The sequence below is a fragment of the Labrys sp. E2SS-1L genome (genome assembly GCF_057073705.1).
In genome coordinates this window covers 441,832-468,322 of sequence record NZ_CP172714.1, presented here as the reverse complement: position 1 = coordinate 468,322, position 26,491 = coordinate 441,832, and the positions used below count along the sequence as shown (strand labels likewise).

21 protein-coding genes are annotated in these 26,491 nt (G+C 65.1%); 12 read left to right on the top strand and 9 right to left on the bottom strand.

Features of this window, described 5'->3' with window-relative positions; all coding sequences use genetic code 11:
* Window positions 1–145: 145 nt before the first annotated feature.
* Window positions 146–1,777, top strand: coding sequence for a mucoidy inhibitor MuiA family protein (locus tag ACIGJE_RS35075; RefSeq protein WP_483681307.1), 1,632 nt, complete (start codon window positions 146–148; stop codon window positions 1,775–1,777).
* 94 nt (window positions 1,778–1,871) lie between these two features.
* Window positions 1,872–2,603 (top strand): phosphotransferase enzyme family protein, encoded by a 732-nt coding sequence (locus ACIGJE_RS35070; RefSeq protein WP_415083163.1) that lies wholly within the window; start codon window positions 1,872–1,874, stop codon window positions 2,601–2,603.
* Between the two features lie 125 nt (window positions 2,604–2,728).
* On the opposite strand, the gene ACIGJE_RS35065 is transcribed toward ACIGJE_RS35070, so the two are convergent.
* Window positions 2,729–4,213, bottom strand: coding sequence for a mannitol dehydrogenase family protein (locus ACIGJE_RS35065; RefSeq protein ID WP_483681305.1), 1,485 nt, complete (start codon window positions 4,211–4,213; stop codon window positions 2,729–2,731).
* Between the two features lie 637 nt (window positions 4,214–4,850).
* On the opposite strand from ACIGJE_RS35065, the gene ACIGJE_RS35060 reads away from it, so the two are divergent.
* The 8 genes from ACIGJE_RS35060 (at window position 4,851) to ACIGJE_RS35025 (ending at window position 12,991) form a co-directional block, all read left to right on the top strand.
* Window positions 4,851–5,624: a ferredoxin--NADP reductase gene (locus tag ACIGJE_RS35060; RefSeq protein WP_311944756.1), complete on the top strand. Its 774-nt coding sequence runs from the start codon at window positions 4,851–4,853 to the stop codon at window positions 5,622–5,624.
* Window positions 5,625–5,778: 154 nt separating this feature from the next.
* Complete coding sequence (locus tag ACIGJE_RS35055; RefSeq protein WP_311944758.1) at window positions 5,779–6,192, top strand: MarR family winged helix-turn-helix transcriptional regulator; 414 nt, start codon at window positions 5,779–5,781, stop codon at window positions 6,190–6,192.
* Window positions 6,193–6,372: 180 nt separating this feature from the next.
* The gene (locus ACIGJE_RS35050; RefSeq protein WP_311944759.1) at window positions 6,373–7,323 is read left to right on the top strand and encodes a sugar-binding transcriptional regulator; all 951 of its coding nucleotides are present in this window, start codon (window positions 6,373–6,375) and stop codon (window positions 7,321–7,323) included.
* 226 nt (window positions 7,324–7,549) lie between these two features.
* Window positions 7,550–8,857 (top strand): ABC transporter substrate-binding protein, encoded by a 1,308-nt coding sequence (locus ACIGJE_RS35045; RefSeq protein ID WP_376717795.1) that lies wholly within the window; start codon window positions 7,550–7,552, stop codon window positions 8,855–8,857.
* A gap of 235 nt (window positions 8,858–9,092) precedes the next feature.
* The gene (locus ACIGJE_RS35040) at window positions 9,093–9,959 is read left to right on the top strand and encodes a carbohydrate ABC transporter permease (protein WP_311944760.1); all 867 of its coding nucleotides are present in this window, start codon (window positions 9,093–9,095) and stop codon (window positions 9,957–9,959) included.
* A gap of 3 nt (window positions 9,960–9,962) precedes the next feature.
* Complete coding sequence (locus ACIGJE_RS35035; RefSeq protein WP_311944762.1) at window positions 9,963–10,793, top strand: carbohydrate ABC transporter permease; 831 nt, start codon at window positions 9,963–9,965, stop codon at window positions 10,791–10,793.
* Window positions 10,794–10,828: 35 nt separating this feature from the next.
* Complete coding sequence (locus tag ACIGJE_RS35030) at window positions 10,829–11,830, top strand: ABC transporter ATP-binding protein (protein ID WP_311944764.1); 1,002 nt, start codon at window positions 10,829–10,831, stop codon at window positions 11,828–11,830.
* Between the two features lie 378 nt (window positions 11,831–12,208).
* Complete coding sequence (locus ACIGJE_RS35025; RefSeq protein WP_311944767.1) at window positions 12,209–12,991, top strand: SDR family NAD(P)-dependent oxidoreductase; 783 nt, start codon at window positions 12,209–12,211, stop codon at window positions 12,989–12,991.
* 193 nt (window positions 12,992–13,184) lie between these two features.
* On the opposite strand, the gene ACIGJE_RS35020 is transcribed toward ACIGJE_RS35025, so the two are convergent.
* The 7 genes from ACIGJE_RS35020 to ACIGJE_RS34990 form a co-directional block, all read right to left on the bottom strand.
* On the bottom strand, window positions 13,185–14,606 hold the full coding sequence (locus ACIGJE_RS35020) for a mannose-1-phosphate guanylyltransferase/mannose-6-phosphate isomerase (RefSeq protein WP_311944768.1): 1,422 nt from the start codon (window positions 14,604–14,606) through the stop codon (window positions 13,185–13,187).
* A gap of 188 nt (window positions 14,607–14,794) precedes the next feature.
* Window positions 14,795–16,312, bottom strand: coding sequence for a helicase HerA domain-containing protein (locus ACIGJE_RS35015; RefSeq protein ID WP_415083130.1), 1,518 nt, complete (start codon window positions 16,310–16,312; stop codon window positions 14,795–14,797).
* Window positions 16,313–16,509: 197 nt separating this feature from the next.
* Complete coding sequence (locus ACIGJE_RS35010) at window positions 16,510–17,403, bottom strand: SIS domain-containing protein (protein WP_415083128.1); 894 nt, start codon at window positions 17,401–17,403, stop codon at window positions 16,510–16,512.
* Window positions 17,404–17,444: 41 nt separating this feature from the next.
* On the bottom strand, window positions 17,445–18,317 hold the full coding sequence (locus ACIGJE_RS35005) for an MBL fold metallo-hydrolase (protein ID WP_415083126.1): 873 nt from the start codon (window positions 18,315–18,317) through the stop codon (window positions 17,445–17,447).
* A 4-nt stretch (window positions 18,318–18,321) separates the two neighbouring features.
* On the bottom strand, window positions 18,322–19,254 hold the full coding sequence (locus tag ACIGJE_RS35000; protein WP_311944773.1) for an NAD(P)-dependent oxidoreductase: 933 nt from the start codon (window positions 19,252–19,254) through the stop codon (window positions 18,322–18,324).
* Window positions 19,255–19,258: 4 nt separating this feature from the next.
* The gene (locus ACIGJE_RS34995) at window positions 19,259–20,212 is read right to left on the bottom strand and encodes a shikimate dehydrogenase family protein (RefSeq protein ID WP_415083124.1); all 954 of its coding nucleotides are present in this window, start codon (window positions 20,210–20,212) and stop codon (window positions 19,259–19,261) included.
* Window positions 20,209–20,865, bottom strand: coding sequence for a bifunctional 4-hydroxy-2-oxoglutarate aldolase/2-dehydro-3-deoxy-phosphogluconate aldolase (locus tag ACIGJE_RS34990; protein ID WP_311944775.1), 657 nt, complete (start codon window positions 20,863–20,865; stop codon window positions 20,209–20,211). Before ACIGJE_RS34990 ends, ACIGJE_RS34995 begins: the two co-directional genes overlap by 4 nt.
* Before the next feature lie 232 nt (window positions 20,866–21,097).
* On the opposite strand from ACIGJE_RS34990, the gene ACIGJE_RS34985 reads away from it, so the two are divergent.
* Entirely contained in the window at window positions 21,098–22,606 is a 1,509-nt protein-coding gene (locus ACIGJE_RS34985; RefSeq protein ID WP_415083121.1) for a xylulokinase, read from the top strand.
* Window positions 22,607–22,648: 42 nt separating this feature from the next.
* Window positions 22,649–23,407, top strand: coding sequence for an SDR family NAD(P)-dependent oxidoreductase (locus ACIGJE_RS34980; protein ID WP_311944777.1), 759 nt, complete (start codon window positions 22,649–22,651; stop codon window positions 23,405–23,407).
* Between the two features lie 69 nt (window positions 23,408–23,476).
* Here ACIGJE_RS34980 and ACIGJE_RS34975 read toward each other — a convergent pair whose 3' ends face one another.
* The gene (locus tag ACIGJE_RS34975) at window positions 23,477–26,377 is read right to left on the bottom strand and encodes a caspase family protein (protein ID WP_415083119.1); all 2,901 of its coding nucleotides are present in this window, start codon (window positions 26,375–26,377) and stop codon (window positions 23,477–23,479) included.
* Between the last annotated feature and the right edge of the window lie 114 nt (window positions 26,378–26,491).

Here is a 26,491-nt window from a genome sequence, read left to right as displayed (position 1 = left end):
GCAATGCGGTTTTGACGTGCCGATCTTCCGGCCCCCTCGCCGGCAAGGCCGGCGCTCTCTGTTCCCCCCGATACAGCTCGAGGTTGCGGTCGCCATCACGCCGCAATCCTGCCTTCCCATGGCGGTCCCGCAACGGAGATCCGTCATGTCCCCCGTCCCTCGCCTCGCTCTTACTGCCTTTCTGCTCCTGGGTACCACGCCGGTCTTTGCAGCGGATCTGGGGGTGCAGTCGAAGATCGATGCCGTTTCTGTCTATCCCGACGGCGCCACGGTCACCCGGGTGATCGAATTCGACATACCGGCGGGCGAGAATGTGCTGGTCGCCAAGGATCTGCCCGCAGGTCTCGACGCAGCCTCGATCCGGGTCGACATGCGTGAGGCCTCTGGCGTCTCCCTGGCGGGAACCGACATCGCCAATGCCCTGAGCGACGGCCCCGTACCCGATGCTGCGGCGAACAAGACCCTGCAGGATCTCAAGGATCAGCGCGACGGCCTGGCCGGGATCGGCAAGGCCCTGCTCGCCAAGCGCGGTCTGATCGAACGCTTCGCCAATGGCGCCACCTTCAACGCGGCCAAGGAGGGCAGCAACGTCGCCGCCCTGCGCGGCGCCTGGAACGCCGTCGGCGACGACATGGCAGAGGTCAATGAGGCACTGCGCCAGAATGCGCTCAAGATTCGCGATCTCGACGAGGACATCGCCAGGCTGCAGAGCCAGCGCGATGGTCGGCCCGAGGGCCAGAAGCGCACGCAGCTCCGCCTCTCCGTCAATGCCGAGCAGGCCGTGAAAGGCCGCATCGCCGTCTCCTACCTGATCGGCAATGCCGGCTGGTCACCGCTCTACGATGCCCGCCTCGACAGCGAGAAGGGTGAACTCGAACTCGTACGGCGGGCCAAGATCACGCAAGCGACCGGCGAGGACTGGAGCGACGTCGCCCTCACCATCTCGACCGCCCGCGCCACCACGGGCGCCGCGCCTCCCAAGCTTGCCAGCTATGTCCTCAATTTCCAGCCCGACTATGACGTGCTGCCGGCCGATGCTCTGGCGCGCAGCCGTGCCGAAGAGAGCGCAGCGCCCCCGGCACCGAAAGCTTCCGCAGCGGCGCAGGCCCAGCCAAGGCCGGGGCGAGAGACCGAGGCAAAGCTCAACACGGCCGGCTACCAGAGCGTGTGGGCCCTTCCGGCCCGCGCCAGCGTGCCCTCGGGGCCGGGTTCCAAGGCATTGCGCCTCGCCTCGGCCACGCTCACGCCGGAAATCGTGGCGCGTGCCGTCCCCTCCCTGCAGCAGACGGCCTTCCTCGAGGCCAGCTTCAGCAATGGCGGGGATACGCCGCTTTTTCCGGGTTCCGTCTCGATCTATCGTGACGGCCTCTATGCCGGCCAGACCGCCATGCCGCTCGCCACCAGGGGAGAACCCGTGCGCCTCGGCTTCGGCGCCGATGATCGCATCAAGGTGGAACGGGCAGTGACGCGCAAGCTGGAAAGCAACACCGGCATCGCTCGCCCCACCACCAGCGAAAGGCGCGACTACAAGATCAGCCTGCGCAATGGCCGCGCCAATGCCATCAAGCTGTCGATCGAGGAAGCCCTGCCGGTCGCCGAGAACAAGGACATCAAAGTGGAATCCTCCGCCCAGATGACCCCACCGACCCAGCGCGACGCCGACAATCGCCGTGGCGTGCTGGTCTGGACGGTGGATCTCGCCCCCGGCGCCAGCAAGGACATCAATTTCGGCTACAAGGTCACCTGGCCGGGCGCCGAGACGATCAACCTGGATTGAGGCTTGTCAGGATGGAGGGCGACGGCCTTCTCCCTTGCGGTGCCACGCGCCTGAGCTAGAGTTGGGAACCGGTGGTTGGTCGAAAGGGTCGCCAGTGGGATGGGAGGCACTCAGCCAGTGGGGTGCGGACGTCGCTCGCATCGAACCGCTTTCCGGCGGCGTTGCCAATGATGTGTGGAGCGTACGTGTCCGCGGGCACCTTGCAGTCGGTCGTTTGGGTACCAGGAGCGATGCCGATCTGGCTTGGGAGACCGAACTCCTCTGCTACCTCGACCGTGAAGGTCTGACCGTGCCGGTGCCGATTCCCACGACAGACGGCCGTCTGTTCGCAGATGGTCTGGTGGTGATGACCCATGTGGAAGGCGGACCGCCGGAGACGCAGGCCGAGTGGCGTCGCGTCGCCGACGTGCTTCGCCGGTTGCATCGGGTGACACAGGGGTGGCCGCAGCGTCCAGGCTGGCGATCGTCGATCGACCTCCTGAGCGCCGAGACCGGGACGAGGATCGATCTCACCGCGATGCCGTCGGAGGGCGTTGCCCGATGCCGGGCTGCATGGGCACGGCTGATCGGGTGTGGGACCTGCGTCGTCCATGGTGATCCCAATCCGCGCAACATCCGCATGACCGCGGATCGGGTCGCGCTGATCGACTGGGACGAGTCGCATGTCGACGTCCCCGACCTCGACCTGGCTCTGCCTCACAACGCCGCCGGCCTCGACGGCAACGCCTATGACATCGCTGCGCAGGCGTCCGCCGCATGGGAAGCCGCCGTCTGCTGGGATGACGAGCATGCCGTCAGGCGGCTTACCGAAGTTCGGGCAGTCTGAGCAACGGCCATGAAACGGGAGGCCGATCGAATGCCGGATTCTCCGGCGCTACTACTCCATCGGCTCATGCCGCCCGCAAGGTGACCTCCCCCCGAGGGGAAGGGAGCGCGCTGCACCCCCGCTCCTCACGCCGTCTCGACCAGCAGCGCCGCCAGGGTCTGGCCCGCCGAGGTCGCCTGGATGGAGGCGACATAGCCGGCATAGAACTTGGCGAATTCCATATGCTCGGCGAGGCCGAGCTTGGCGAAGGGGCTGGTGCGCAGCAGGTCGAGTGGATTGCCGCCGCGGACGAGCTCCCAGTCTTGCTCGCTGAGGCGCGGCTCGACCACATCGAACGCCTCGCCCCTGTCGTCCTTGCCGGTCAGATAGGCGCCGAAACAGGCGAGGAAGAAGGCCTCGCGCCGAAGATCCCCACCGTCCGCCAGCAGCATTTCCAGGGTCTTGGAGTGGAAGACCGGGATCTTGGCCGTGGTGTCGAAGGCGATGCGCAGCAGCTGGTCGTTGATGGCCGGGTTCGAGAAGCGCTCGAGCACCGCGTTCTTGTACTCTTCCAGCGAAACACCCTTCGGCCCCTCGATGCGCGGAATGGCGTCGCGGTCGAGAAAGGTTTCCAGGAGCCGATGCAGGCGGGTGTCGGCGAGCGCCTCGTGCACGATGCGGTAGCCCATGAGAATACCGGGCATGGCCAGCAGGATGTGGGAGGCATTGAGCATGCGCCCCTTCATGAACTCGAAGGCCGGCACGTCGTCGCGCATCTCGACCCCGACCTCTTCGAAGGGCGGGCGCCCGGTCCGGAAATCGTCCTCCAGCACCCATTGGCTGAAGGTTTCGCCCAAAGCGGGCACGGCGTCATCGACGTCGCTGCGCTTGTTGAGGCGCTCCTTCACCTCGGGCGGAATCTGCGGCGCGATGCGGTCGACCATTGAATTGGGGAAATCGACCTCGGCTTCGATCCAGGCCGCAAGCCCCGCGTCGCGGGCGCGGGCAAAGGAGACGATGGCCTTGCGCGCCGTGCCGCCATTGTGACGGAGATTGTCGCAGGACATCACCGTGAACGGTTTCGTGCCCTGTTCGCGTCGGCGCCGCAGCGCCTCGACGATGTAGCCGAAGGCCGTGCGCGGCGGACCGCCGGCCAGATCGAGCGCCACCTCCGGCGTATCGAGCTTGAACACGCCAGTGGTCTCGTCGAGATTGTAGCCGCCTTCGGTGATCGTCAGGGAGACGATGCGGGTATCGGCGTGGCTGAGGCGGGCCAGCACGGCTTCCGGATCGTCGGGCGCATGCAGATAATCCACCATGGCGCCGATCACCCGCGTGCTGGCCGCACCATCCGGCGCATATTCGGTGACGGTGTAGAGGCAATCCTGGGCGCGGTAGGCCTGGGCCTTGGCCCGGGTGGCGGGGACGTCGATCAGTTCGACGCCGCAGATGCCCCAGCCTTCGTTACCGGGCTTGTGCAGGCAGCGATCGACATAGACGGCCTGGTGAACGCGATGGAAATTGCCGAGGCCGAAATGCACGATGCCAGGGCGCACGGCGGAACGATCATACCCGGGAACGGCGATGGCAGCGCCGAGGCTTCCGAGGGTCTTCGAGGAAAGCTTCTTCAAGATCGTCTCCATGATGGTAGCGGCAGCGGCGATCCGGCGCCGTCGGTCGCGAAAGCGTTTTGCAATCTGACGCATCATCAAGAATCGCAAAGACGCGTCAAAACAAGGAGTTAGAGCAATCGAGCGTTTACGTTCAAACGCGTTTTGCTCTAGCTCGAGCCGGCAGAACGGGCCTGCCCGAGCCTCCATGCCTGGGTGATGGATGCCGGACCGGGAACGGGGCTGCCCCTCCTGTTCTCGTCCGGCTGAAAGCGGCGACGCCTGACCGCAATTCGAAGGCGTGCCTGCAATAGCTGCATACTTGGCCCTGCTTCCGACATTTTGGCAAGGACTTGTTGCAGAGGGTCATTTTTTGGCAGGCAAAATTCGTTTGCACACTAACGAATTTTGCCTAAAATCAGGACGTCCACCGTGGATCGGTTCTAATTCACGCAATTCCTTGTTTATTTATTTGATTGCCAGATTATTTGCGGATATCTCCTCGGTGAGAATGAGTGACGACCTGAACGGAGTGTCCTGGCGAGGCTCATGGACGAGCCTCGCCAGGACACTCTGGAAAGTTTGATATCCTGCAGGTTCCTCCTGATCGGACCGCGGCCCGATCAGGAGGAACCTGCCTAGTGGCAAGGCGGCCAGCATGAGCAATTTCAACGAGGAACGGGTTCTGAGCGTCCATCATTGGACCGACAGGCTGTTCAGTTTCACCACCACGCGTGATCCGGGCTTCCGCTTCGAGAACGGCCAGTTCACCATGATCGGCCTGCCGGTCAATGGCCGCCCCCTGCTGCGTGCCTACAGCCTAGTCAGCGCCAATCACGAAGAGACGCTCGAATTCTTCTCCATCAAGGTGCAGGATGGGCCGCTGACCTCGCGGCTGCAGCATCTGAAGGAAGGCGATGCCATCATCGTCGGGCGCAAGGCCACCGGCACGCTGCTGCTCGACAACCTCAAGCCCGGCCGCTACCTCTACCTGGTCGGTACCGGTACGGGCCTGGCTCCCTTCCTCAGCCTGATCAAGGATCCGGAGACCTATGCCCGCTTCGAGAAGATCGTGCTGATCCATGGTTGCCGCCAGGTCCAGGAACTGGCCTATGGCGAGCGCATCACCCACGAGCTTCCCGCCCATGAATTCCTGGGCGAGGCCGTGCGCGAGCAGCTCATCTATTATCCGACGGTGACGCGCGAGGCCTTCCGCAACACCGGCCGCATCACTGACCTGATCAAGTCCGAGAAGCTGTTCGAGGATATCGGCCTGCCGCCGCTCGACATCGAGCAGGATCGCGTGATGATCTGCGGCAGCCCCGAAATGCTGCGCGACCTCAAGGCCCTTTTGGAGGAACGTGGGGCCGTCGAGGGCAATCATGGTGAGCCGGGCGATTTCGTGATCGAAAAGGCCTTCGTGGACAAGTAGGCTCGGCGTCCACGTCTCGATTCGCCTCCAGGCAGATTCCTCCCGATCGAACCACGGGCTCGATCGGGAGGAATCTGCAGAATTTCAAACGCTTGCAGAATTTCTCGATATCGCCCATTCGTGGGCAATATCGAGAAATCCTGCTTGGAATGCCATGACCGATTACAGACTGGACGATCAGATTGGCTTCATTCTGAGGCAGGTCTATCAGCGGCATGCCGTCCTGTTCTCCGACGGGCTCGGCGAGGACCTGACGCCGATGCAATGGGCGGTGCTGGCCAAGCTTGCCGAACTCGGCACCTCCTCCCAGAATCTCTTGGGCCGGCTCACGGCCATGGACGTCGCCACCGTCAAGGGCGTGGTCGAGCGGCTGTCGCGCCGCGGCCTGATCGAAACCCGGCCCGATGCCGAGGATCGTCGCCGCCTCGTCGTCTCCCTCTCCGCCTCGGGCGAAGCGCTTTACGTCCAATTGGTGGCCAAGGCTTCCGCCGTCACGGACCTGACCCTGGCGCCGCTGAGCGAGACAGAGCGCGGCACGCTGCGGGCGCTGCTGGACAAGCTGCGCTGACGCCGTCCTGACAACAATGCCGGAATTGTCCCCAACGAGGCCTGTCCCGAGCGCCGCAAGACTAAAATCGTACCGTCGCTCGATGCTGAGGCTTGCGCCGCTACCCGATGAATGCATTCTAGGTTATAAAACTGGGCGTTCGCAACCAGCCTGGGCAAATACTCAGAGGGATGGGATATCATGAGCGACCTCGCAGACCTGCAGAACCGCAAGCTCGATCTCGCCACCCGCGCCGCCTGGCTCTACTACATCGACGGGGCGACCCAGGATGAGATCGCCGCCCAGTTCGATATTTCGCGCCAGAGCGTGCAGCGCCTGGTCGCTCTGGCCGTCTCGGAACGCGTGATCGAGTTCCGCATCCAGAGCCCCATCGCCGAATGCACGGCCCTGGCCAAGCAATTGCGCGACAGCTACGGCCTGACCATCTGCGAAGTCGTACCGAACGGCCTGCACGACCCGCTCGCAGCCGTGGGACTGGCCGCCGCGCAGATCCTCGAGACCCAGTTCGGCCAGCGTGGCTCGGGCGTGTTCGGCTTTTCGACCGGACGCACCCTGCTGCGCATGGTCCGCGAGATCTCGGCCAAGCCGCGCCCCGACCTCAAGATGGTCTCGATCGTCGGCAATGCCGCACGCGACGGCTGCGTCAGCCCCTTCGAGATCGCGATGCGCCTGGCCGACAAGCTCGACGCCAAATGCTACCCGCTGCAAATGCCGGTGCTCGCCGACACCGTCGAGCATTGCCAGGCTCTGAGAAGCCAGCCGGTACACACTTTGCTGCAGGATCTGGTGGAGACGGCACGGGCCGTCTATGTCGGCGTCAGCGACGTCAGCTACGGCTCTCCGATCCACCAGGACGGCTTCGTGCTGGAGCAGGAAATGCATTATCTCATCGAGAATGGCGCCATCGGCGAGATCGCCGCCTGGCCCTTCGACCGCAACGGCCGCATCCTGCAGAACGATTATACCGAGCGCCTGCCCGGCTTCCGCCCGGACCGGCTGGCGCGTCTCGTGCCTGTGGTCGGCGTCGCCGCCGGCCAGCGCAAGATCGCCCCGATCCGCGCCGCCCTGAAGGGCGACCTGCTTTCCGGTCTGATCACCGACGAACAGACGGCCATCGCTCTGCTCGAATAGACCCACCCCTGCCCAGAACCGAAAATCGCCCGACGCGCGGCCCCTCTTCCGCGCGCGCTGGTGCTTGCCTGCCCAGCAGGCGCAATCCCGGCGCATGACTCAGCTTGACATTAAGCCGCGCCGCTGAGAATATGCTCTCGTATTGGGCGTCTGCCCACGCCCACAAGCCGTGACAAGCGGTGCGCATTTTTGACGGGAGGTTCTGGTGCAAACGGCAAAATCACTGATTTCGCTTGCAGGCGCGCTTGCCTGCGGCGTTTCCCTCGCCTGGTCTACGGTGGCCGGAGCCGCCGAGACACTGACGATCGCCACGGTGAACAATGGCGACATGGTCCGGATGCAGAAGCTTTCGGAGGATTTCACCAAGGCCAATCCGGACATCACGCTGAACTGGGTCACCCTCGAGGAGAATGCCCTGCGCGAGAAGGTGACGACCGACATCGCCACCAAGGCCGGCCAGTTCGACATCCTCACCATCGGTACCTATGAAGTGCCGATCTGGGCCAAGAAGGGTTGGCTGGTCTCGCTCGACAAGCTCGGCGACAACTATGACACCAATGACCTGATCAAGCCGATCCGCGACGGCCTGACCTATGAAGGCAAGCTCTACGCCGCTCCGTTCTACGGCGAGTCCTCGATGATCATGTATCGCAAGGACCTGTTCGAGAAGGCCGGGCTGAAGATGCCCGACAGCCCGACCTGGGACTTCGTGGCGGATGCCGCCAAGAAGCTGAAGACCGCCGACACCTATGGCATCTGCCTGCGCGGCAAGGCCGGCTGGGGCGAGAACATGGCCTTCCTCACCGCCATGTCGAACTCGTTCGGCGCCCGCTGGTTCGACGAAAGCTGGAAGCCCCAGTTCGACCAGCCCGAATGGAAGGCCACGCTCACCTTCTATGTGAACCTGCTCAAGGAAGCCGGCCCGCCGGATGCTTCCTCCAACGGCTTCAACGAGAACCTCACCCTGTTCAACCAGGGCAAATGCGCCATGTGGATCGACGCTACGGTAGCGGCCGGCTTCGTGACCGACCCCAAGCAGTCGACTGTGTCCGACAAGGTCGGCTTCGCCCTCGCCCCCAATACCGGCCAGGGCAAGAACGCCAACTGGCTGTGGGCCTGGTCGCTCGCGGTCCCCGCCGGCTCGCAGAAGGTGGAAGCCGCCGAGAAGTTCATCGCCTGGGCCACCAGCAAGGACTATTCGGCCCTGGTGGCCAAGACCGAGGGCAACTGGGCTGCGGCACCTCCCGGGACCCGCACCTCGCTCTACAACAATCCCGACTACCAGAAGGCTGCGCCCTTCGCCAAGCTGACGCTGGATTCGATCATGTCAGCTGATCCGACCCATCCCACCGTCAAGCCGGTGCCCTATGTCGGCGTGCAGTTCGTCGCCATTCCCGAGTTCCAGGGCATGGGCACCTCGGTGGGCCAGCAATTCTCCTCGGCCCTGGCCGGCTCGGCTTCGATCGACGATGCCCTGGCCGCATCGCAGAAGCTGGTGACCCGCACCATGACCAAGGCCGGCTACATCAAGTGACCCCTTCCTCCCGGGACGGGGCTCATCGCCCCTCCTGAAACTTGGCTGTCCCGGCTCTTCATCACCGGGGCAGCCCCCTTTCGAAGACTTGAACGAACGCTTTTTGGGGATTCGAAGGGGTCGTCAAAGAAGCCAAGACGCGTCGAAGCAAAGATTGGGCTCACATACGGGGTTCGAGCCTGAACGCGCTTTGCTCGGAAACATTCAAGATTTGGTCTGTGGGGAGGACCTCAAGATGGCAACGCAGCAGACGCGTGTGCTCGCCAGGGTGGCCGTCGCGCCCTCGGTCATCATGCTCTTCATCTGGATGATCGTTCCGCTCGTTCTGACGATCTATTATTCGTTGAACAACTATACGCTCGACGATCCGACGAATTTCTACTGGAACAGCTTCGGGAACTATACCTACTTTCTGACGGACCCCACCTTCTTCAAGTCGCTGGGCGTCTCGCTGCTGATCGTGGGCTCCGTGCTTGCCATCACCATCGTCGGGGGCATCCTGATCGCCCTGCTGATGGATCAGCCCTTCGCCGGCCAGGGCATCGTGCGCCTGATGGTGTTGGCGCCGTTCTTCGTGATGCCGACAGTGGCCGCGCTGATCTGGAAGAACCTGTTCATGAATGCCGACGGCGGCATGCTGACCTGGGTCTCGCAGGTGCTCCACCTGCCGGTGGTCGTCTGGTTCACCAACTGGCCGCTGCTGTCGATCATCATCATCGTAGCCTGGCAATGGCTGCCCTTCGCCACCCTGATCCTGCTCACCGCCATCCAGTCGCTGGACGAGGAACAGAAGGAAGCCTCCCAGCTCGACGGCGCCAAGCCGATCTCCTACTTCTTCTACATCGTGCTGCCGCATCTCTCGCGCGCCATCACGGTGGTGATCCTGATCGAGACCATCTTCCTCCTCAACATCTTCGCCGAGATCAAGGTCACGACCAATGGCAGCTTGAACACGGCCAATCTGCCCTTCCTGGTCTATCTCACCGAAGCGGGCGACCACGATATCGGAGCGGCCTCGGCCGGCGCGCTGGTCGCCGTGGTGCTGGCCAATATCGTCGCCTTCTTCCTCGTCCGCATGATCGGCAAGAATCTGGAGGCCTGAGCCATGGCACGCGCAGTTTCCACCCGGCGCAAGGTCGTCGTGACAGCCGCCGCCTGGATCGTCGGCTTCCTGATCTTCTTCCCGATCCTCTGGATGGTGATCACCAGCTTCAAGACGGAAGGCGAGGCAGGCATCCTGCCGCCAAAATTCGTCTTCTTCGAATGGACGCTGGAGAACTATCGCAACATCTTTACGGAATCCAACTATGGCAGGGCCGCGCTCAACTCGATCTTCCTGTCGGTCGGCTCCACCCTGCTCGGCCTGATCTTCGCGGTTCCGGCCGCCTGGGCCATGGCCTTCGCGCCCGGCAAGCGCACCAAGGATCTCTTGATGTGGATGCTCTCCACCAAGATGATGCCGGCGGTGGGCGCCCTGATGCCGATCTTCCTGCTCTTCAACCGCTGGGGCCTGCTCGACAGCCGCTGGAGCGTGATGGTCGTCCTGTTCCTACTGAACCTGCCGATCGTGGTGTGGATGCTCTACACCTATTTCAAGGAGATCCCCGGCGAGATCCTGGAAGCGGCCCGCATGGACGGCGCCTCGCTCTGGCGCGAGATCGTCTATGTGCTGACGCCGATGGCCGTCCCCGGCATCGCCTCCACGCTTTTGCTCAACACGATCCTGGCCTGGAACGAGGCGTTCTGGACCCTGAACCTGACCACTTTCGACGCCGCGCCGCTGCCGCAGTTCATCGCGGGCTACTCGGCCAAGATGGGGTTGTTCTGGGCCACGTTGTCGGCCGCCTCGACCCTCGCCATCCTGCCGATCGTGGTGCTCGGCTGGTTCTCGCAAAAACAACTCGTCCGCGGCCTGACCTTCGGCGCCGTGAAATGACGAACAACAACATGTCAGAATGGGGAGCTGCGTAAATGGGCCGCTTCAATCTTCGCAATGTGCGCAAGGCCTTCGGTGAAGTCGTGATCATTCCCGATCTCGACCTCGACATCGAGGATGGCGAGTTCGTGGTCTTCGTCGGTCCGTCGGGCTGCGGCAAGTCCACTTTGCTGCGCCTGATCGCCGGCCTGGAGGACACCACCTCGGGCGAGATCAAGATCGACGGCGTCGACATGGCACAGGCCCCGCCGTCCAAGCGAGGGCTGGCCATGGTGTTCCAGTCCTACGCGCTCTACCCGCATATGAGCGTGCGCAACAACATCGCCTTCGCCTTGAAGATGGCGGGCGAGAGCAAGGACGTCATCGACCAGAAGGTCGCCAAGGCCGCCGCCTCGCTCAACCTCACCAATTATCTCGACCGCAAGCCGCGCCAGCTCTCGGGCGGCCAGCGCCAGCGCGTCGCCATCGGCCGCGCCATCGTGCGTTCGCCCAAGGCCTTCCTGTTCGACGAGCCCTTGTCGAACCTCGACGCGGCGCTGCGCGTCAACATGCGCATCGAGATCTCGCAGCTCCACAAGGATCTGAAGACCACGATGATCTACGTCACCCACGACCAGGTCGAGGCCATGACCATGGCCGACAAGATCGTGGTGCTCAATGCCGGCAATGTCGAGCAGGTCGGCTCGCCGCTCCAGCTCTACAACAAGCCCAGGAACCTGTTCGTCGCCGGCTTCATCGGTTCGCCCAAGATGAACTTCCTCAAGGATGGCGCGGCGGCAAACTACAACGCCACCACCATCGGCATCCGTCCCGAGCATCTCAACCTGTCCCCGAGCGAGGGGCAATGGAAGGGCAAGATCTCGATCTCCGAGCATCTGGGCTCGGACACCTTCTTCTATGTCGATCTCGACGAGGGCACCCGCGTCACCGCGCGAGCACCCGGCGAGTTCAGCCTCACCACCGGCGATACCATCTATCTCACGCCGCAGCCCGACCGCCTGCATCGCTTCGACGACAAGGGCCTGTCCCTCGCCTGATTCTGGAGGGCAGGTCTCCAGAGACGGACTCAAAATTCGCGACGGAACCGGAAAGGGCTCCAACTTTTGTCATGCCCGGGGCTTGTCCCGGGCATCCGGCTTGGCGCAACCCGTCGAGATTGTGGCCCCTGGATCTACACCGGACACCTCGTCCGGTGGAGGACGAGATGTCCGGTGATGACGAAGGTCGAGCTTCCTGTGACGTTCGATTCGGCTTTGAAGACAGCCCACGAAATGCCCGTCCAATTGTAGGGCCAATGCAGGATTGACTTCGTCGAATCGGCATGCCGCATTAGATTGATCCGTAGCTGCACGGGCTTTTGTCCCGTTTGCAAAATCGATGCAGCAAACGGGAGCGACGCATGGAAAGGATCCGCGATGTATAAGAAGAAACTCGATCTCACTGGCCGGCATGCCCTCGTCACGGGCGGCGGGCGTGGCATAGGCCTGGCCTGCGCCGAAGCCCTGGCCGAGTTCGGGGCCGAAGTGGTCATCGCCGATTTCGACATGAAGGTCGCGGCAGAGGGGCAGGCCGCCCTCGCAGCCAAGGGCTACAAGGCCGAGACGGTGAAGATGGACGTCACCAATTCGGCGGAAGTGACCGCCGTGGCCGACGACCTCGCCGCCAAGGGCCGCACCGTCGAGATCCTGGTCAACAATGCCGGCATCGCCCGCTCGATGACCCCGGCCGAGGACGTCGCCGACGAGCATTGGCTCAACGTGCTCGACGTCAATCTGAATGGCGTGTTCTGGTGCTGCCGCGCCTTCGGCAAGCACATGCTGGCCGCCAGAAAGGGCTCGATCATCAATATCGGCTCGATGTCCGGCATCATCGTCAACAAACCGCAGGAGCAGTCCTACTACAACGCCTCCAAGGCCGGTGTGCATCACCTCACCAAGTCCCTGGCGGCGGAATGGGGCCTGCGCGGCGTACGCGTCAACTCGGTGGCGCCGACCTATATCAACACGCCGCTGACTGCCTATGCCGCGACGGACCCGGCCAATGCGGCAATGTTCAAGACCTGGTTGGAGATGACACCGCAGGGGCGGATGGGCGAGCCGGAGGAAATCGCCTCCGCCGTGCAGTTCCTGGCTTCCGATGCCGCCAGCCTGATGACCGGCTCGATCGTCACCGTCGATGGCGGCTACACCTGCTGGTAGGGGCAGCACGCAAAGGCGCTACCCTAACCTTCTCCCCTTGCGGGAGAAGGTGTCCCGAAGGGACGGATGAGGGGTTTTGCGACCCATCTAGGTCACCTCCGGAGAGGTCACCAAGAATTGTTAGGTTCCATCAACCCCTCATCCGGCGCTGCGCGCCACCTTCTCCCACAAGGGGAGAAGGTTTATTGGCGCCTCAGGACGCGGCGCGATTGTAGATGTCCTCGATGCGGATGATGTCGTCCTCGCCGAGATAGGAACCGGTCTGCACTTCGATCAGTTCGAGCTCGATCTTGCCGGGATTCTCCAGCCGATGGGTCGAGCCGATCGGGATATAGATCGACTCGTTCTCATGCAGCGTCTTGATCTGGCCGTTGATGCTGACATTGGCGACGCCGCGCACCACGATCCAGTGCTCGGAACGGTGATGGTGCTTCTGCAGGGAGAGCTGGCCGCCGGGCTTGACCACGATGCGCTTGACCTGGTGGCGCGCACCGAGATCGAGCGACTTGTAGTGCCCCCACGGACGGTAGGACTGCAGATGGTCCTGGGTCAGGCCGTTATGGCTCTGCTTGAGCTTCTCGACCAGCGCCTTGATGCCGGCGGCATCGTCGCGGCGGGCCACCAGCACGGCATCGCCGGTGGTGATGACGGCAAGGTCGTCCAGGCCGACGACGCAGACGAGCTGGCGCTCCGAAGACACCAGATTGTTGCGGGCATTGACGAACAGCGCTTCGCCCAGCTTGGCGTTGCCGGCCTCGTCCTGCGGCGAGAGCTCGCGCACCGCCCCCCAGGAGCCGACATCCGACCAGTCGAAGCTCGCCGGCACCACGGCGGCGGCCTGGGTCTTCTCCATCACGGCATAGTCGACCGAGCGCTTGCCGCAACGGGCAAAGGCCTCGGCATCGAGGCGCAGGAAGCCGAGGTCGAGCTTGGCCTTGGCGACCGCCTCGTTCACCGCCTCGATGGTATCGGGCTCGCAGCGGGCATATTCAGAGAGGAAGAAACCGGCCTCGAACAGGAAATTGCCGGAGTTCCACAGATAGCCTTCGCGCACATAGCGCGTGGCGGTCTCGGCATCGGGCTTTTCGACGAAGCGGCGCACCTTCATGACGCCGTCGACCAGGGGCTCGCCGGCCTCGATATAGCCATAGCCGGTGGCGGGCTGGTTGGGCACCACGCCGAAAGTGACGATGCTCTTCTTGGCAGCACCACGACGCGCCGCCACGCAGGCGGCGCGGAAGCCTTCGATATCGCGCACGCGGTGGTCGGCGGCCAGCGTCAGAACCGGGGTCTTGGCGCCGTCGCGCGCAGCGATGAAAGCCGCGCCGGCAGCAATGGCCGGGCCGGAATCGCGCGCCTCGGGCTCGAGCACGATATCGGCCTCGACGCCGATGGACAGCAACTGGTCGGCCACCAGGAAGCGGTGGTCCTGGTTGGTGACGATGACGGGCCGGCCGAACAGCTCGGCGCCGCTTACACGCCGCATCGTTTCCTGGAAGGTCGAGAGATCACCGAATAAAGGCAGGAACTGCTTGGGTCGGCTGGCCCGCGAGGCCGGCCACAACCGCGTTCCGGAGCCGCCGCAAACGATCAGGGGAACGATCTGGGTAGACATCATCCGCTCATATTTGAATTGGAGGAGCCATCAACCGATTAGCTCTATGCCACGATTATATCGACAGAGTCAGATGAATTTCAGGCCTGCTTTGGTTTATTACGCTCATCCTAGGGGGCTTTTGGTCATCGCCACACTAATGCTTCCGGATAGTACGAGGTCTCCTGCGGCTGATGCAGGAGCCGTCGTCACTCGGCGGCGGCTAGGCCATCCCTGTCGAGCGCAGGGCCATTGGGATCGCCGGGCGCAGTCTCCCAGCCAAGATCGGGAATCACGGCGATGCGCGCGCCACGCATGTCGACGCGAGTCATCACGAAGTCCGCATTCTGCAGATGGCGGATCTGGCTGCGGGCACGGCCCGCCGAATGGCTGCCGCAGCGCCTGGCGATTTCGGCGTCCGGAGGGCATGGCAGCCCCGTCATCGCCGCCGCCGCGAGAATCAGGAACACGGCCTGGAGGTCAGCCGGCACAAGGCGGGCGTGATCGAGCGCACGCTGCCATTGCTCCTGGTCGATACCGTCGGGATCGAGACCGGCGCGGGCTGCGCTGAGCAGGAATTTGAACTCGGCCATGGCGGGCGGCGAGCCGCCAAGCCGCTCGATGCGGCAGCGCACGATGAAATCCTGATAGAGCACGGCATCGGTGCGGAAACTCGCATCCGGCTCCTGCATGATCGCAAAGGCGATGCGGGCATGGGCCTGCTGCAGCTCGGCAGGCAGCATGGCAGGCAAGGCTTCCTCGCCGATGGCTTCCGCAGGCCTCTCGCGCACGAGCTGCTCGAGGATCTCGGTGGTCGACATCGGCGGCGGTGTCACCACGCGGCGCTCGGGGCGCGGACGCGGCGCCGCCATCGGCACGGGCGCCAGGATGAGATCGCGCGCCGCCTCGCCCCCTTCCGGCAGCGGCGTCAGCTTGGGCGTCGCCACCTTGGGGCGCGTCTCCACCGGGCCGACCTTGATGGGAAGCGGACGGCGTGACAAGGCCGGGCCGAGCGCCACGAACTGGCCGCGCTGCAGTTCCCGGAAAGTCTCGGCCTGGCGCCGATCGAGGCCGAGCAGGTCGGCGGCGCGCGCCATGTCGATGTCGAGAAAGGTGCGCCCCATCAGGAAGTTGGACGCCTCGGCGGCGACGTTCTTGGCCAGCTTGGCTAGGCGCTGGGTGGCGATGATGCCGGCAAGGCCGCGCTTGCGGCCGCGGCACATCAGGTTGGTCATGGCGCCGAGCGAGACCTTGCGCGCCTCCTCCCCGACATCGCCGGAAGCGGCGGGCGCAAAAAGCTGGGCCTCGTCGACGACCACCAGCATCGGGAACCAGAAGTCGCGCTCGGCGTCGAACAGGGCGTTGAGGAAGGCGGCGGCCGCCTTCATCTGCATCTCGGCGTCGAGGCTCTCCAAGACCAGCACCGCCGAGACCCGGTGCTGGCGCACGCGCTGGGCGATGTGCTCGAGTTCGGCCAGGCTGCGTTCGCCGTCGATGACGACATGGCCGTAGCGATCCGACAGGCTGGCGAACTCGCCCTCGGGGTCGATGATGACCTGCTGGACATGCGGAGCGCTCTGCTCGAGCAGCCGGCGCAGGAGATGCGATTTGCCGGAACCCGAATTGCCCTGCACGAGCAGGCGCGTGGCCAGCAATTCCTCGATGTCGAGCATTGCAGGCGCACTGCCGGCGGCAGACGCGACGCCCATCTCGATTTCGATCTTCATCTCAAGCAGTGATTCCGGTTTCGTCCTAGAGCAAAGCGCGTTTACACGTAACCGCCGCTTTACTCTAACTCATTGTTTTGACGCGTCTTTGCGATTCTTGGTGATTCCGTCAAATCGCAAAACGCCATAGCCATAGCGCCCCTGAGGGGCTGCTCACAACCCCCGGCCGCCTTCGTCCGCCGGTTTCCACATCTCCCTTATTCACCGATGCGGTATTCGGCGAGCTTGCGCTTCATCGCCTGGAAGCGCCGGACATGGGCCTCGTCGCGGCGTAGTGCCACCGCGGTCGACAGCACGTCGATCACCACCAGGGCGGCGATGCGCGAGGTGGTGGGGGTGTAGATGTTCGTGTTGTCGAGCGTCTCCACCAGCAAGGCCACGTCGCAATGGCTGGCGAGCGAGGTCTCGAACCCGGTCAGGCCGATGACCTTGGCCCCGTTCTCGCGCGCAGTGCGGGCTACCTCGATGATCGAGCGCGAACGCCCGGTGTGGGAGATCACCACCGCCACATCGCCCGGCTTCATCATCGAGGCGACCATGATCTGCTGGTGGGTATCGTGCTGGGCCCCGCAGGGCACACCGAACAGCGGGAATTTCTGCTGGGCATCGCGCGCCACCACGCCCGAAGCGCCCAGGCCGAAGAATTCGATGGCCGTCGCCTTCTCCAGGATGTCGATCGCCCGGGCCAAAGCCGCCTTGTCGAGATGATGGCGCGCCCAATCCAGGCTGGTGATGGTGTAGTCGAAGATCTTCTCGACCACGGTTTCCGGCGTATCGGTGCCGAGCAGCACCGAATGGGTGGCCGGCGTGCCCAACGCCAGGCTCTGGGCCAGGCGCAGCTTGAAATCCTGGAAGCCGTTGCAGCCGATGGCGGCACAGAAACGGATGACCGTGGGCTCGCTCACCCCGGCGGCGAGCGCCGTCTCCGCCACCGTGGCGTTGAGGATGCGCTGGGGATCGGCCAGGATGAGGTCGGCGACCTTGCGGTCGGACTTGCGCAGTTCGCCCAAGGTCAGCCGGATCACCTCCAGCACGTTCTGGATCGTGGTCCGGGGTCCGGGCTGCGATGAGGTCTGATCCGGCAAGGTCATGAACGGCTTCCCTTTCTGGCTCCCTCTTCGGATCGGAGGGCTCAATCCGTCGTCTCGGACGGAGCTGTCAGCCTATACTCGATTCCAATCCCGGCTCGAAGCAGCCGGGGCGGCCCCGTCATCGCGGCGGCCTTCGCGTCGATCCGCTCTGGCGCAAGCGTATTGAAGGCAAAGAGGCCGTAATGATGGGCGAGCACGGCCCCGATGCCTCCGGACGAGGCCAGTTCGACCGCCTCATCCAGGGTAAGATTGCCGGCGATGCCGGCAGCGGCAAGCTCCGGTGAGCGGCCGTTCACCGGCAGCAGCGCCAGGTCGGGCGCCAGGGCCCTCACCTCATCCACCTGCCCGGCAAAGGGGATCGTATCGCCGGAATGGAAGACACACACACCGTTCAGCGCGAGGCCATAGCCCAGAAACAGGTGATGGCCCTGCTCGTCCCGCTGCAGCGCTTCATGGGCAGCCCGCACCGCGCGCACCTCGATGTCCTGGTCGAGCATGAGGGTTTCGCCGGCATCCAGGCCGATGAAGCGCTCCGCATCGAGCCCGGTTCTCTCCTGCGCCAGTTTCAGCGAGGCCTTGGGCACCACCAGGCGCAGCCGCGGAAAGCGCCGGGCGAGCGGGGTCAATGTCGCCGCATCGAGGTGATCGGTGTGGTGGTGAGTGCAGAGGATGAAATCGAGCGGCGGCATGTCCTCGATCTCGATCGGTGCCGGCATCATGCGTTCATGCGAGGGGCCGCGATCGCGATATTTCTGCGCCAGCGAATCCGAGAGATAGGGGTCGATCAGCAGGCGGCGCCGGCCGCTGTCGAGAAGGAAACCGGCCTGCCCGAGCCAGTAGAGCGAGAGGCCGGCCTGCGGACGGTTCGCGAGCTGTCCGGCCAGCGGGCCGGCAAAGGGCAGGACTTCCAGCATTCCCTCACGCCCTCCCCTGCAGCGCATCCATCAGATTGGCGATGGCGACCTCGGTGGCCCTGTCGACGCTCTCCTGGGTGAAGCCGCCGATATGGCTGGTGGCGATCACTCCGGCGTGGCCGGCGAGAGCGAGGCTCGCCGGCGGCTCCTCTTCGAAAACATCGGTGGCGTAACAGCCGAGACGCCCGTCTTCGAGGGCCTCCAGCAGAGCCGCTTCATCGACCAGCGACGACCGCGCCGTGTTGATCACCACCGCGCCACGCCGCATGGCCGCGAATTCGGTCGCGCCCAGCAGGGGACGACCATCGGCCGGCGCCGGACAATGAAGCGTGACGACATCGGCTTCCGCCAGCATGCCTGAAATCTCCACCCAGCGCAGGCTGCTTGCCTCGACATTGACGGCAGGACGTTGCGGATCATAGGCGAGAATCTCGGCCCCGAGCGCGGCAGCCAGGCGCGCGACCTCGGCGCCAATGGCGCCACAGCCGACCACGCCGACCTTGCGGCCCCGGATCTCGGCACCGATCCGGCGCGGCCAGCTCCCCTGCTTGATGCCGGCATCACAAAGGGGAATCTGGCGGAGCGCCGCGAAGATCAGGCCGATGGCAAGCTCCGCCACACCCGCCGCATTAGCGCCTGCGGCGATGCGCACGGCGATCTTGCGCGCGAGCAGCGTATCGACCGGCAGATTGTCGGTCCCGGTGCCGTTGCGGCTGATCGCCCGCAGCGAGCTCGCCGCGGCGATGACACGCGGCGAGATCTTCTCCACCCCCGCCAGCCAGCCGGTCACGCCCGGCACGAGTGCGAGCAGGTCCGCCTCATCCGGCAATTTGCCGGGCGCCGGCATGACGATCTCGTGGCCCTCGGCCCGGAGGCGTTCGACCAGGGGATGGGTCGCCGATGTCAGCGAGCGCGGCGTGACCAGGATACGTTCCACGGCATCACCCCTTGGAAGCGGCGATGGCGATCTCGCCCAGCCGCTCGAAGGAGGGGCCGGCGGTTGGGATCTCGATGTCGAAGACCTCGGCGATCACCTGAGTCCAGCCATGCAGGAAATAGGTCCAGCCATCCTCGATCTGCAGATGACGTGCCGCCTGCTGGCGCCGGGCCTGGTCGAGGAAGACGAGGTCGCCGCGATAGTTGAGATCCCACACGATCGCCTGTTCCGGAAAGACCACCGCATCGGTGAGCGGCGAACCGGGCGCATCCTTGCCGAGCCCGGTGGCATTGATCACCACAGAACCTGGCTTCAGGGCAGCGGTGACCGCGTCATTGTCCGTCGGGTGGGGTGCGAGCACGTAATCGACCGGCACCGGCATGCCGATCTCTTCGTGAATGCGCCGGATCTCGTCGAGGCGGGGCTGGCTGCGATTGGAGACCACGATGCGCGACGGCCGGTCGGCGCCGCGTGCCTCTCGCACCATGTGCCAGGTCAGGGCAATGGTGGAACCGCCTGCCCCCATCGAAAAGAGCTCGGCGCCGGTCCGTTCGAAATGGCCCCTGGGAATGAAATTGTCGAGGGCGAGCCCGGAGGAGATCGGGTCCTTGGCGTGGCAGATCAGGCGTCCGTCCCGCTTGGACAGGCAGCTGGTCTCCTCCATGCGCAGGGCGAAATCGTCGACCTCGTCGAACAGGTCCCGGCAGGCCTTGTAGAGGTCGATCTTGTGGGTGGTGACCAGTGCCCCCAACGAGAGGGGATCGGCCTTGATGAAGGCGACCGCCTCGCGATAGGCGGCCGGATCGGCATGGAGAGGAAAGTCGATGCCCTTGATCACCGCATCCTTCAGGCCCAGATGTTCGGCCCAGGCTGGGAAGACCCGCATGATCGAGCTTTTGGTGGTGGTCACACCGATGAAATAGAGAGTCGGCCGGGTCGCCGGCTGATAGTTGCTCATGCCGCGCCCGCCCGGATCGCCTTGACACGCTCGACGGCGGCCTTTGCCTTGGCGGTGATCTCGGCGAACTTGCCGCCGCTGATATCTTCGGGCTTGGCGATCCAGGTGCCGCCGACAGCCGCGACGAAGCGATGCTTGAGCCAGTCGCCCATCGTCTCCAGCGTGACGCCACCGGTCGGGATGAAGCGAACGCCCAGGTGATTGAAGGGCGCGGCGATGCCTTCCAGGGCCTTCGGCCCACCGGCGACACCGGCCGGGAAGAACTTGCACAGGCGCAGGCCGGCGCGCGTGGCCGCGGTAAGGTCCGTCGGCGTCATGATGCCCGGCGCGAAGGGCAGTCCGATCGCCTTGGCGGCAGCGACGATCTCCGCATCGAAACCGGGGGAGAGGGCGAAGCTCGCGCCATTGTCCTTGCAGGCCTGCACCGATTCCAGATCCAGTACCGTTCCGGCACCGGCCAGGAACTCCGGCCTCTGGTCGTGCAGGATGGCCAGGACTTCGGCGGCCGCCTTGGTGCGGAAGGTGATCTCGGCGATCGGCAGGCCGCCGGCCGTCAAGGCATCGGCCAACGCGACTGCGTCCGCGGGATTGTCGATCGCGATGACCGGCACCACGCCAATCGCCTCGATCCGCTCAATGGGGTTGATGGCCATGTCTGCGCTCTCCTCAGGGCTTGCCGATGATATCGGCCTGGGCGTCAATTTTGTAGCAATGCTACATATTCCATGTCGCCCCGGCAAGATAGTTCGGTGATTTTATTGCGATGCAGCATGAATATGTCGGAATTTTCAGTTGACCGCCTGGAAAACGTGTAGCATCACTCCCAAAAATGCAGAGGCAATGGCTGCACGCCCATTCTTCAAAGAGCGAGCCGAGGACACACCCATGACGCAGGATCTCATCCTGGCCATCGATGTCGGAACCGGCAGCGCCCGGGCAGCCCTGGTCGAGGCCGGCAAAGGCGCCATTCTGGAGATTGCCGCCAGCGAATATGACCAGATCGTACCTGCTTTCGGCTGGGCCGAACAGCGCCCGAGCGACTGGTGGTCCGGCACCGTGGCGGCCATCCGCACCGTGCTCGCCCGGCAGGAGAATGCCGCCGCCCGGATCCAGGCCGTCGCCGCCTGCGGCCAGATGCACGGCACCGTGCTGGTCGATGGTCACGGCAATCCCACCCGCGATACCGCCCCCCTGTGGAACGATAAGCGCACGGCGGGCCTGGTGGCGGCCTTCGAGCGCGACAACCCGCCTGGCTCCTACCTTTCCGAGAGCGGCAACCCGCCGACGCCCGCCTGGCCCGGCTTCAAGCTCGCCTGGCTGCGTGACAACGACCCCGAGGCCTATCGAGCCGCCAGCACGGTGCTGATGCCGAAGGACTACATCAACCTGCGGCTGACCGGCGAGATCGCCATGGACGAGGGCGATGCCTCCTGCAGCTTCCTGATGAATCCGGCGAGCGGAACCTGGTCTACCGCGATGATCGATCGTCTCGGCCTCGATGCCGCCAAACTGCCGCCGATCCGCTCGCCGCTCGACATTCTCGGCTATGTCACCGCAGGCGCCGCCCTGGAGACCGGCCTTGCCCAGGGCACGCCCGTCCTGGTGGGCGGAGCCGACTATCCGGTGGCGGTGCTCGGATCGGGCGTCGTCCACCCCGGGACGGCCTCGGATGTGATGGGCACCTCCTCCATCATCACCCTGGTGACGAACGAACCGCTGCTCGATCCCGAGATCTGCAACGTGCGCACCGTCGAGGGGCACTGGGGCCCGTTCACCCTGCTGGAAACCGGGGGCGACGCCATGCGCTGGGCCCGCCGCGCCTTCCATGAGAAGGCGCTCTCCTATGGCGACATCGTCGCCAAGGCCGCCGAGGCCCCGGCCGGCGCCGAAGGCCTGTTCTTCCTGCCCTTCCTGGCCGGCGAGCGGCTCGGCGCCCATCGCAATGCCCGCGCCCAGTTCTTCGGCATCGGCGCCAAGCATGGCCTCGCCCATCTCCATCGCGCCACGCTGGAAGGGGTGGCCTTCGCGGTCAACCGCCATATCCGCGTGATGGAAGCCTCCACCGGCCAGAAGCTCGAGCGTGTGGTCGCCTCCGGCGGCGGCGCCAAGACCGAGCTCTGGCTCAAGATCAAGGCCAGCGCCTACAACGTGCCCATCCTGGTGCCCGAGGAGACCGAATGCGGCCTTGTCGGCTGCGCCGCGATGGCGGCAACGGCCCTGGGGCGTTTCGGCAAGGTCGAGGATGCCGTCCGCCATTTCGTGCGCTATGGCGCCGAGATCCTGCCCGACTCGGCCTGGGCCGAGACCTATGCCCGCATGCAGCCGGTGTTCGACCGGCTCTACCGCCATTCCCAGGCGCTCTACGACGATCTCGACCGGCTGCAGCAAGGCTGAACCGCCGTCTGGTCCTCTCTCATCCAATCGAAGGAAATCTCCATGCAGGACGTCCTATCCGCCTTTCGCCCCGGCCTGTTCGAAGGCAAGACCGTCGTGGTCTCCGGCGGTTCCAGCGGCATCGGCCTCGCCATCGCCCAGGGTTTTGCCGATCTCGGCGCCGATGTCATCGCAACGGGCTCCACCGAAGCGCGCCTGGCCGCAGCCAAGGCCGCCAATGGTGGCCGGTCCATCCGTTTCGAGCAGCTCGACGTTCGCGACAAGGCAGCAGTCGAGCGCTTCTTTGCGGCCTTGCCGGCCCTCGACGTGCTGGTCAACGCCCAGGGCATCGCCCGGCCCGATGCCGAATGGACCGAGGAAACCTATCTCGAAGTCGTCGACGTCAACATGAACAGCGCCATGCGCCTTGCCATGGCGGCCCACCCCCTGCTGGTGAAATCGCAAGGGTCCATCATCAACTTCGCCTCGATGTTGAGCTATCTCGCCGATGACAGCGTGCCGGCCTATTGCGCCAGCAAAACCGGCATCATGGGGCTCACCCGGGCCCTTGCCCACAAATTCGGGCCCGAGGGAATCCGCGTCAACGCGATCGCGCCCGGCTATCACCGCACCGACATGACCAAGCCCCTGTGGTCGGATCCGGTACCGGCCGGCAAGATCGCCAACAAGGCGGCGCTCAAGCGCTGGGGCAGCGTCGATGATCTCGTCGGCACCGCCCTGTTCTTCGCTTCGCCCGCCTCGATCTTCGTGACCGCCACCACGCTGCCCGTCGATGGCGGCTATGTCGTCAGCGGCTTCTGACCCGAAAAACTCCGGTAGAAGGCCTGAAGCAACACCGCCCGGCAAGCCGGGCGGTGTTTTCGTCACGTCTCATTCACAAGGCGGTGCGCCCTGGCCGCCACAGCGGCGCTGACGTCCGCCACCACCCGCGGCCGGACCACCCTCTTGCGCCGGCGGCCGCAGGCGTTGCATCGGCCGGGACGCCCCACCCTCGAGCTCTGGCTGCGCGCGCGGCTGCCGATTCTGACGCGGTGCATTCACGGCCGGTTCCATGTCCGGCGCGGGGGCCTGGTTCAAACGCTTCTGGCGCGGCGGGGGTGCCCCACCCTCGTCAGATCCACCACCCGGCTGGCCCTGCTGGACGCGCGGCCGGCGAGCGGACGGCTGGGCCGGCTCGTCCGGCTGAGCAAAACCGGCATCGGGCTGGCGCGGGCGACGACGGCCCGGCTGGGGCTGCGGCTGCCCGCTGCCGTCCGGAAGAGCTCGCCCGGCTGGTGGCAAGGGTTCGCCAAGGCCTTGCCCGTCCTGGGCCGGGCGACGCTTGCGGCCTGCCGGCTGCGACGGTGCTCCGGCATCAGGCAAGGCCTGTTCCTCAGGGGTAGCGCCAGGCCGCGGAGCCTGGATACCACCATCCTGGGGCTGACGGCCCTTTGGCCGTTTGCGGCCGGGAAGCGGCTGCGCCTCGTCGGCTCCCGGCAATGGCTTGCCGAGCTGCTGGCCGTTCTCGGCCGGAGGCTGAGTGGTGCCGTCCGGCTGCGGCTGCCCCGGCCTCAGGCGACCTTGGCCCTTCTGCCCCGGAAGGGGTTTTTGAGGCTGGGTCTGATCCGGCTGCCCCTCAGGCTGTGCTCCTGGCAGTGGCTGGCCGAGCTGACCCGGCTTGGCGGCTTTGCCACCAGGCTGCTTGCGTCCGGGAAGCGGGGTGTCACCCAATGGCGGCTTGCCGTTATCGAGCGGCAGAGCCTCGCCATTCATGCCCGGCAAGGCCTTGCCCGGCTGGCCTTGACCGGGCTTCAGGCCGGGTTGGCGCTGTCCCGGCTTGGCTTCATCAGGCTGGGCCGCCTGGCCCGGCGGGAGTTGTCCGGGCTGGGCTCGTCCCGGCTTGGTTTCATCCGGCTGGGCGGCCTGGCCTGGCTGGACCCGTCCCGGCAGCAGCCGACCGGGCTGACCCGGCTGAGCCTGCCCCGGTTTCAGCGTACCGGGCTGCACGGCCTGTCCTGGTTGACCTTCCTGCCCCGGCAGCAATCGGCCGGGCTGGCCTTCCTGACCGGGAAGAGCCTGGCCAGGAACAGCCTGTCCTGGCAGAAGGCGCCCCGGCTTTTGTGGTGCGCCGGGAGCCGGAGCCAGACCGGGCTCACCCGGCTGCGGCGCCACAGCCGGCTGCGTCATGCCGGGTTGGCCACCGCGCCCGCCGCGATTGCGCAGGAAGGGCGGCAAGGCGACGCGAGCGGCTGCAGCCGCCGCACCAACGGCAATCGCCGCACCGGCCGCCTTCTCTCCGGTCGTCAGGCCGCCCTCGCCTTCCTGGCGCGGCATGCGCTCGGGCGGGGCTTCCAGCGTCTCGTTGATGACGGTGGCGTTGTGGATGTTGTTGAAGATGAAGTTCTGCGGCGGCGGCTCGACGTAACGCGGCGGCCGCACCCATTCGGGCATCGCCACATAGCGCGGCGACGGCAGCACATACTCATCGACCGGCGGCGGCGGCGGCGGAAGTTCCACGAATTCCCGCGGCGGCGGCGGCAGGAAGATCACCGGCGGCGGCGGCGGCGGCGGCAGGTCGAATTCGGGATCGGAGAAGACGATTACCGGACGTTCGACATAGACGACCTCGACTTCCGGTGGCGGCGGCACGTCATATTCGATCACGTCGAAACGCGCCGGCGGCTCGATCTCGGCCGACAGATATCTCAGGCGGCGGCGGGCGTCCCAGGCATGGGGACCGCGCGGATAGCGCTTGAGATAGGACCAGTAGGCATTGGGCGTATCGCGCTTCCAGGTCTCGTGCCAGGTGATGGCCTCGCGCCGGGCAGCCACGATAGCGCGCACGCGCTTGGCCATGGGATCGCGCGGAAAGGCAGTCAGGAAGTCCTGATAGCCCTGCATGGTGTCCCGATCCACGGCGGCGACATAGGCATCACGCGCGTCGAAATCGGCGATGCGCTTGGATTGCATCGCCTTGTCTTCTTCCAGGGAAACCTGCGGAGCGGGCGCATCGGCGGCACGGTCGAAGAAGGCGAAGGGCTCGCCGAGCTTCGATGCGCTCCAGGGCAGCACCGCGCCATTGGTCCTCTCGCTCACCCGCAACCGGGTACGGTCGAACACATCGGCGATCGGCAACCCGCCCGTCCGCATCATTTCGGCGAGGGCCTGGGCATAGGCGCCATAAGGCCCCTGCTCGGCCGGCCCCACCGTACCGGGTGCCGCGTTGAAGGCGATCAGGGAGTTGGGCTCGGCATCGACGAGTGCCAGGCCGCCGGCGAGGGGCTGGTCGCCGCGGGCGAACTGGTTGGCGCGCGCGCCGTCGATCACCACGATGCTGGCCTTCAACTGCAAGGCGCCGAGCGGCCGAATGAAATCGGAGAGCCGTATCGCCTCTGCCGGCACGGCGGCTGGCGTCTGAATGGCGGCGTCGACGGGCACGAAGTAATTCTGCCCTTCCGATTGCAGGCCATAACCGGCCAGATAGACGAAAGCCACCGTGTCGGGTCCCGATGCGGAGGCCTTGTCGAGGAATTCACGGAACGCCTTGCGCAGCGAATCCTGATCCAGGTCGCGAGCGCCGGTGACGTCGAAACCGGCAGCCTGCAGGGTCTGGGCGATAAGGCCCGCATCATTGGCGCTGGTCGCCAATGGTCCGGCCTTGTAGTCGGCATTGCCGATGACGAGGGCAATGCGCTTTTCGCCCTGGCTCTGTGCCCGAGCTGGTTGCAGCGGCAAACTCGCCGCGATGAGGATGAACAAAAGCGCAAACGCGCTGCGAAAGGTCGCGGACATTGATCTGGCCCTCTTGGTTTCCACCCGGGGTGGGCCGAGCTCGAACGGCTCATGGCCTGTGAGTACAACCTAAGCGATAGCTTGGCCGACTTGTATGGCGTGTGAACCAAAAGG

What these genes read in the sequence shown, in the direction of transcription:
- ACIGJE_RS35075 (WP_483681307.1), top strand. Translation starts at nt 146, where the DNA reads ATGTCCCCCGTCCCTCGCCTCGCTCTTACTGCCTTTCTGCTCCTGGGT.
- ACIGJE_RS35060 (WP_311944756.1), top strand. Translation starts at nt 4,851, where the DNA reads ATGAGCAATTTCAACGAGGAACGGGTTCTGAGCGTCCATCATTGGACC.
- ACIGJE_RS35055 (WP_311944758.1), top strand. Translation starts at nt 5,779, where the DNA reads ATGACCGATTACAGACTGGACGATCAGATTGGCTTCATTCTGAGGCAG.
- ACIGJE_RS35050 (WP_311944759.1), top strand. Translation starts at nt 6,373, where the DNA reads ATGAGCGACCTCGCAGACCTGCAGAACCGCAAGCTCGATCTCGCCACC.
- ACIGJE_RS35040 (WP_311944760.1), top strand. Translation starts at nt 9,093, where the DNA reads ATGGCAACGCAGCAGACGCGTGTGCTCGCCAGGGTGGCCGTCGCGCCC.
- ACIGJE_RS35035 (WP_311944762.1), top strand. Translation starts at nt 9,963, where the DNA reads ATGGCACGCGCAGTTTCCACCCGGCGCAAGGTCGTCGTGACAGCCGCC.
- ACIGJE_RS35030 (WP_311944764.1), top strand. Translation starts at nt 10,829, where the DNA reads ATGGGCCGCTTCAATCTTCGCAATGTGCGCAAGGCCTTCGGTGAAGTC.
- ACIGJE_RS35025 (WP_311944767.1), top strand. Translation starts at nt 12,209, where the DNA reads ATGTATAAGAAGAAACTCGATCTCACTGGCCGGCATGCCCTCGTCACG.
- ACIGJE_RS35020 (WP_311944768.1), bottom strand. Translation starts at nt 14,606, where the DNA reads ATGTCTACCCAGATCGTTCCCCTGATCGTTTGCGGCGGCTCCGGAACG.
- ACIGJE_RS35015 (WP_415083130.1), bottom strand. Translation starts at nt 16,312, where the DNA reads ATGAAGATCGAAATCGAGATGGGCGTCGCGTCTGCCGCCGGCAGTGCG.
- ACIGJE_RS35010 (WP_415083128.1), bottom strand. Translation starts at nt 17,403, where the DNA reads ATGACCTTGCCGGATCAGACCTCATCGCAGCCCGGACCCCGGACCACG.
- ACIGJE_RS35005 (WP_415083126.1), bottom strand. Translation starts at nt 18,317, where the DNA reads ATGCTGGAAGTCCTGCCCTTTGCCGGCCCGCTGGCCGGACAGCTCGCG.
- ACIGJE_RS34995 (WP_415083124.1), bottom strand. Translation starts at nt 20,212, where the DNA reads ATGAGCAACTATCAGCCGGCGACCCGGCCGACTCTCTATTTCATCGGT.
- ACIGJE_RS34990 (WP_311944775.1), bottom strand. Translation starts at nt 20,865, where the DNA reads ATGGCCATCAACCCCATTGAGCGGATCGAGGCGATTGGCGTGGTGCCG.
- ACIGJE_RS34985 (WP_415083121.1), top strand. Translation starts at nt 21,098, where the DNA reads ATGACGCAGGATCTCATCCTGGCCATCGATGTCGGAACCGGCAGCGCC.
- ACIGJE_RS34980 (WP_311944777.1), top strand. Translation starts at nt 22,649, where the DNA reads ATGCAGGACGTCCTATCCGCCTTTCGCCCCGGCCTGTTCGAAGGCAAG.
- ACIGJE_RS34975 (WP_415083119.1), bottom strand. Translation starts at nt 26,377, where the DNA reads ATGTCCGCGACCTTTCGCAGCGCGTTTGCGCTTTTGTTCATCCTCATC.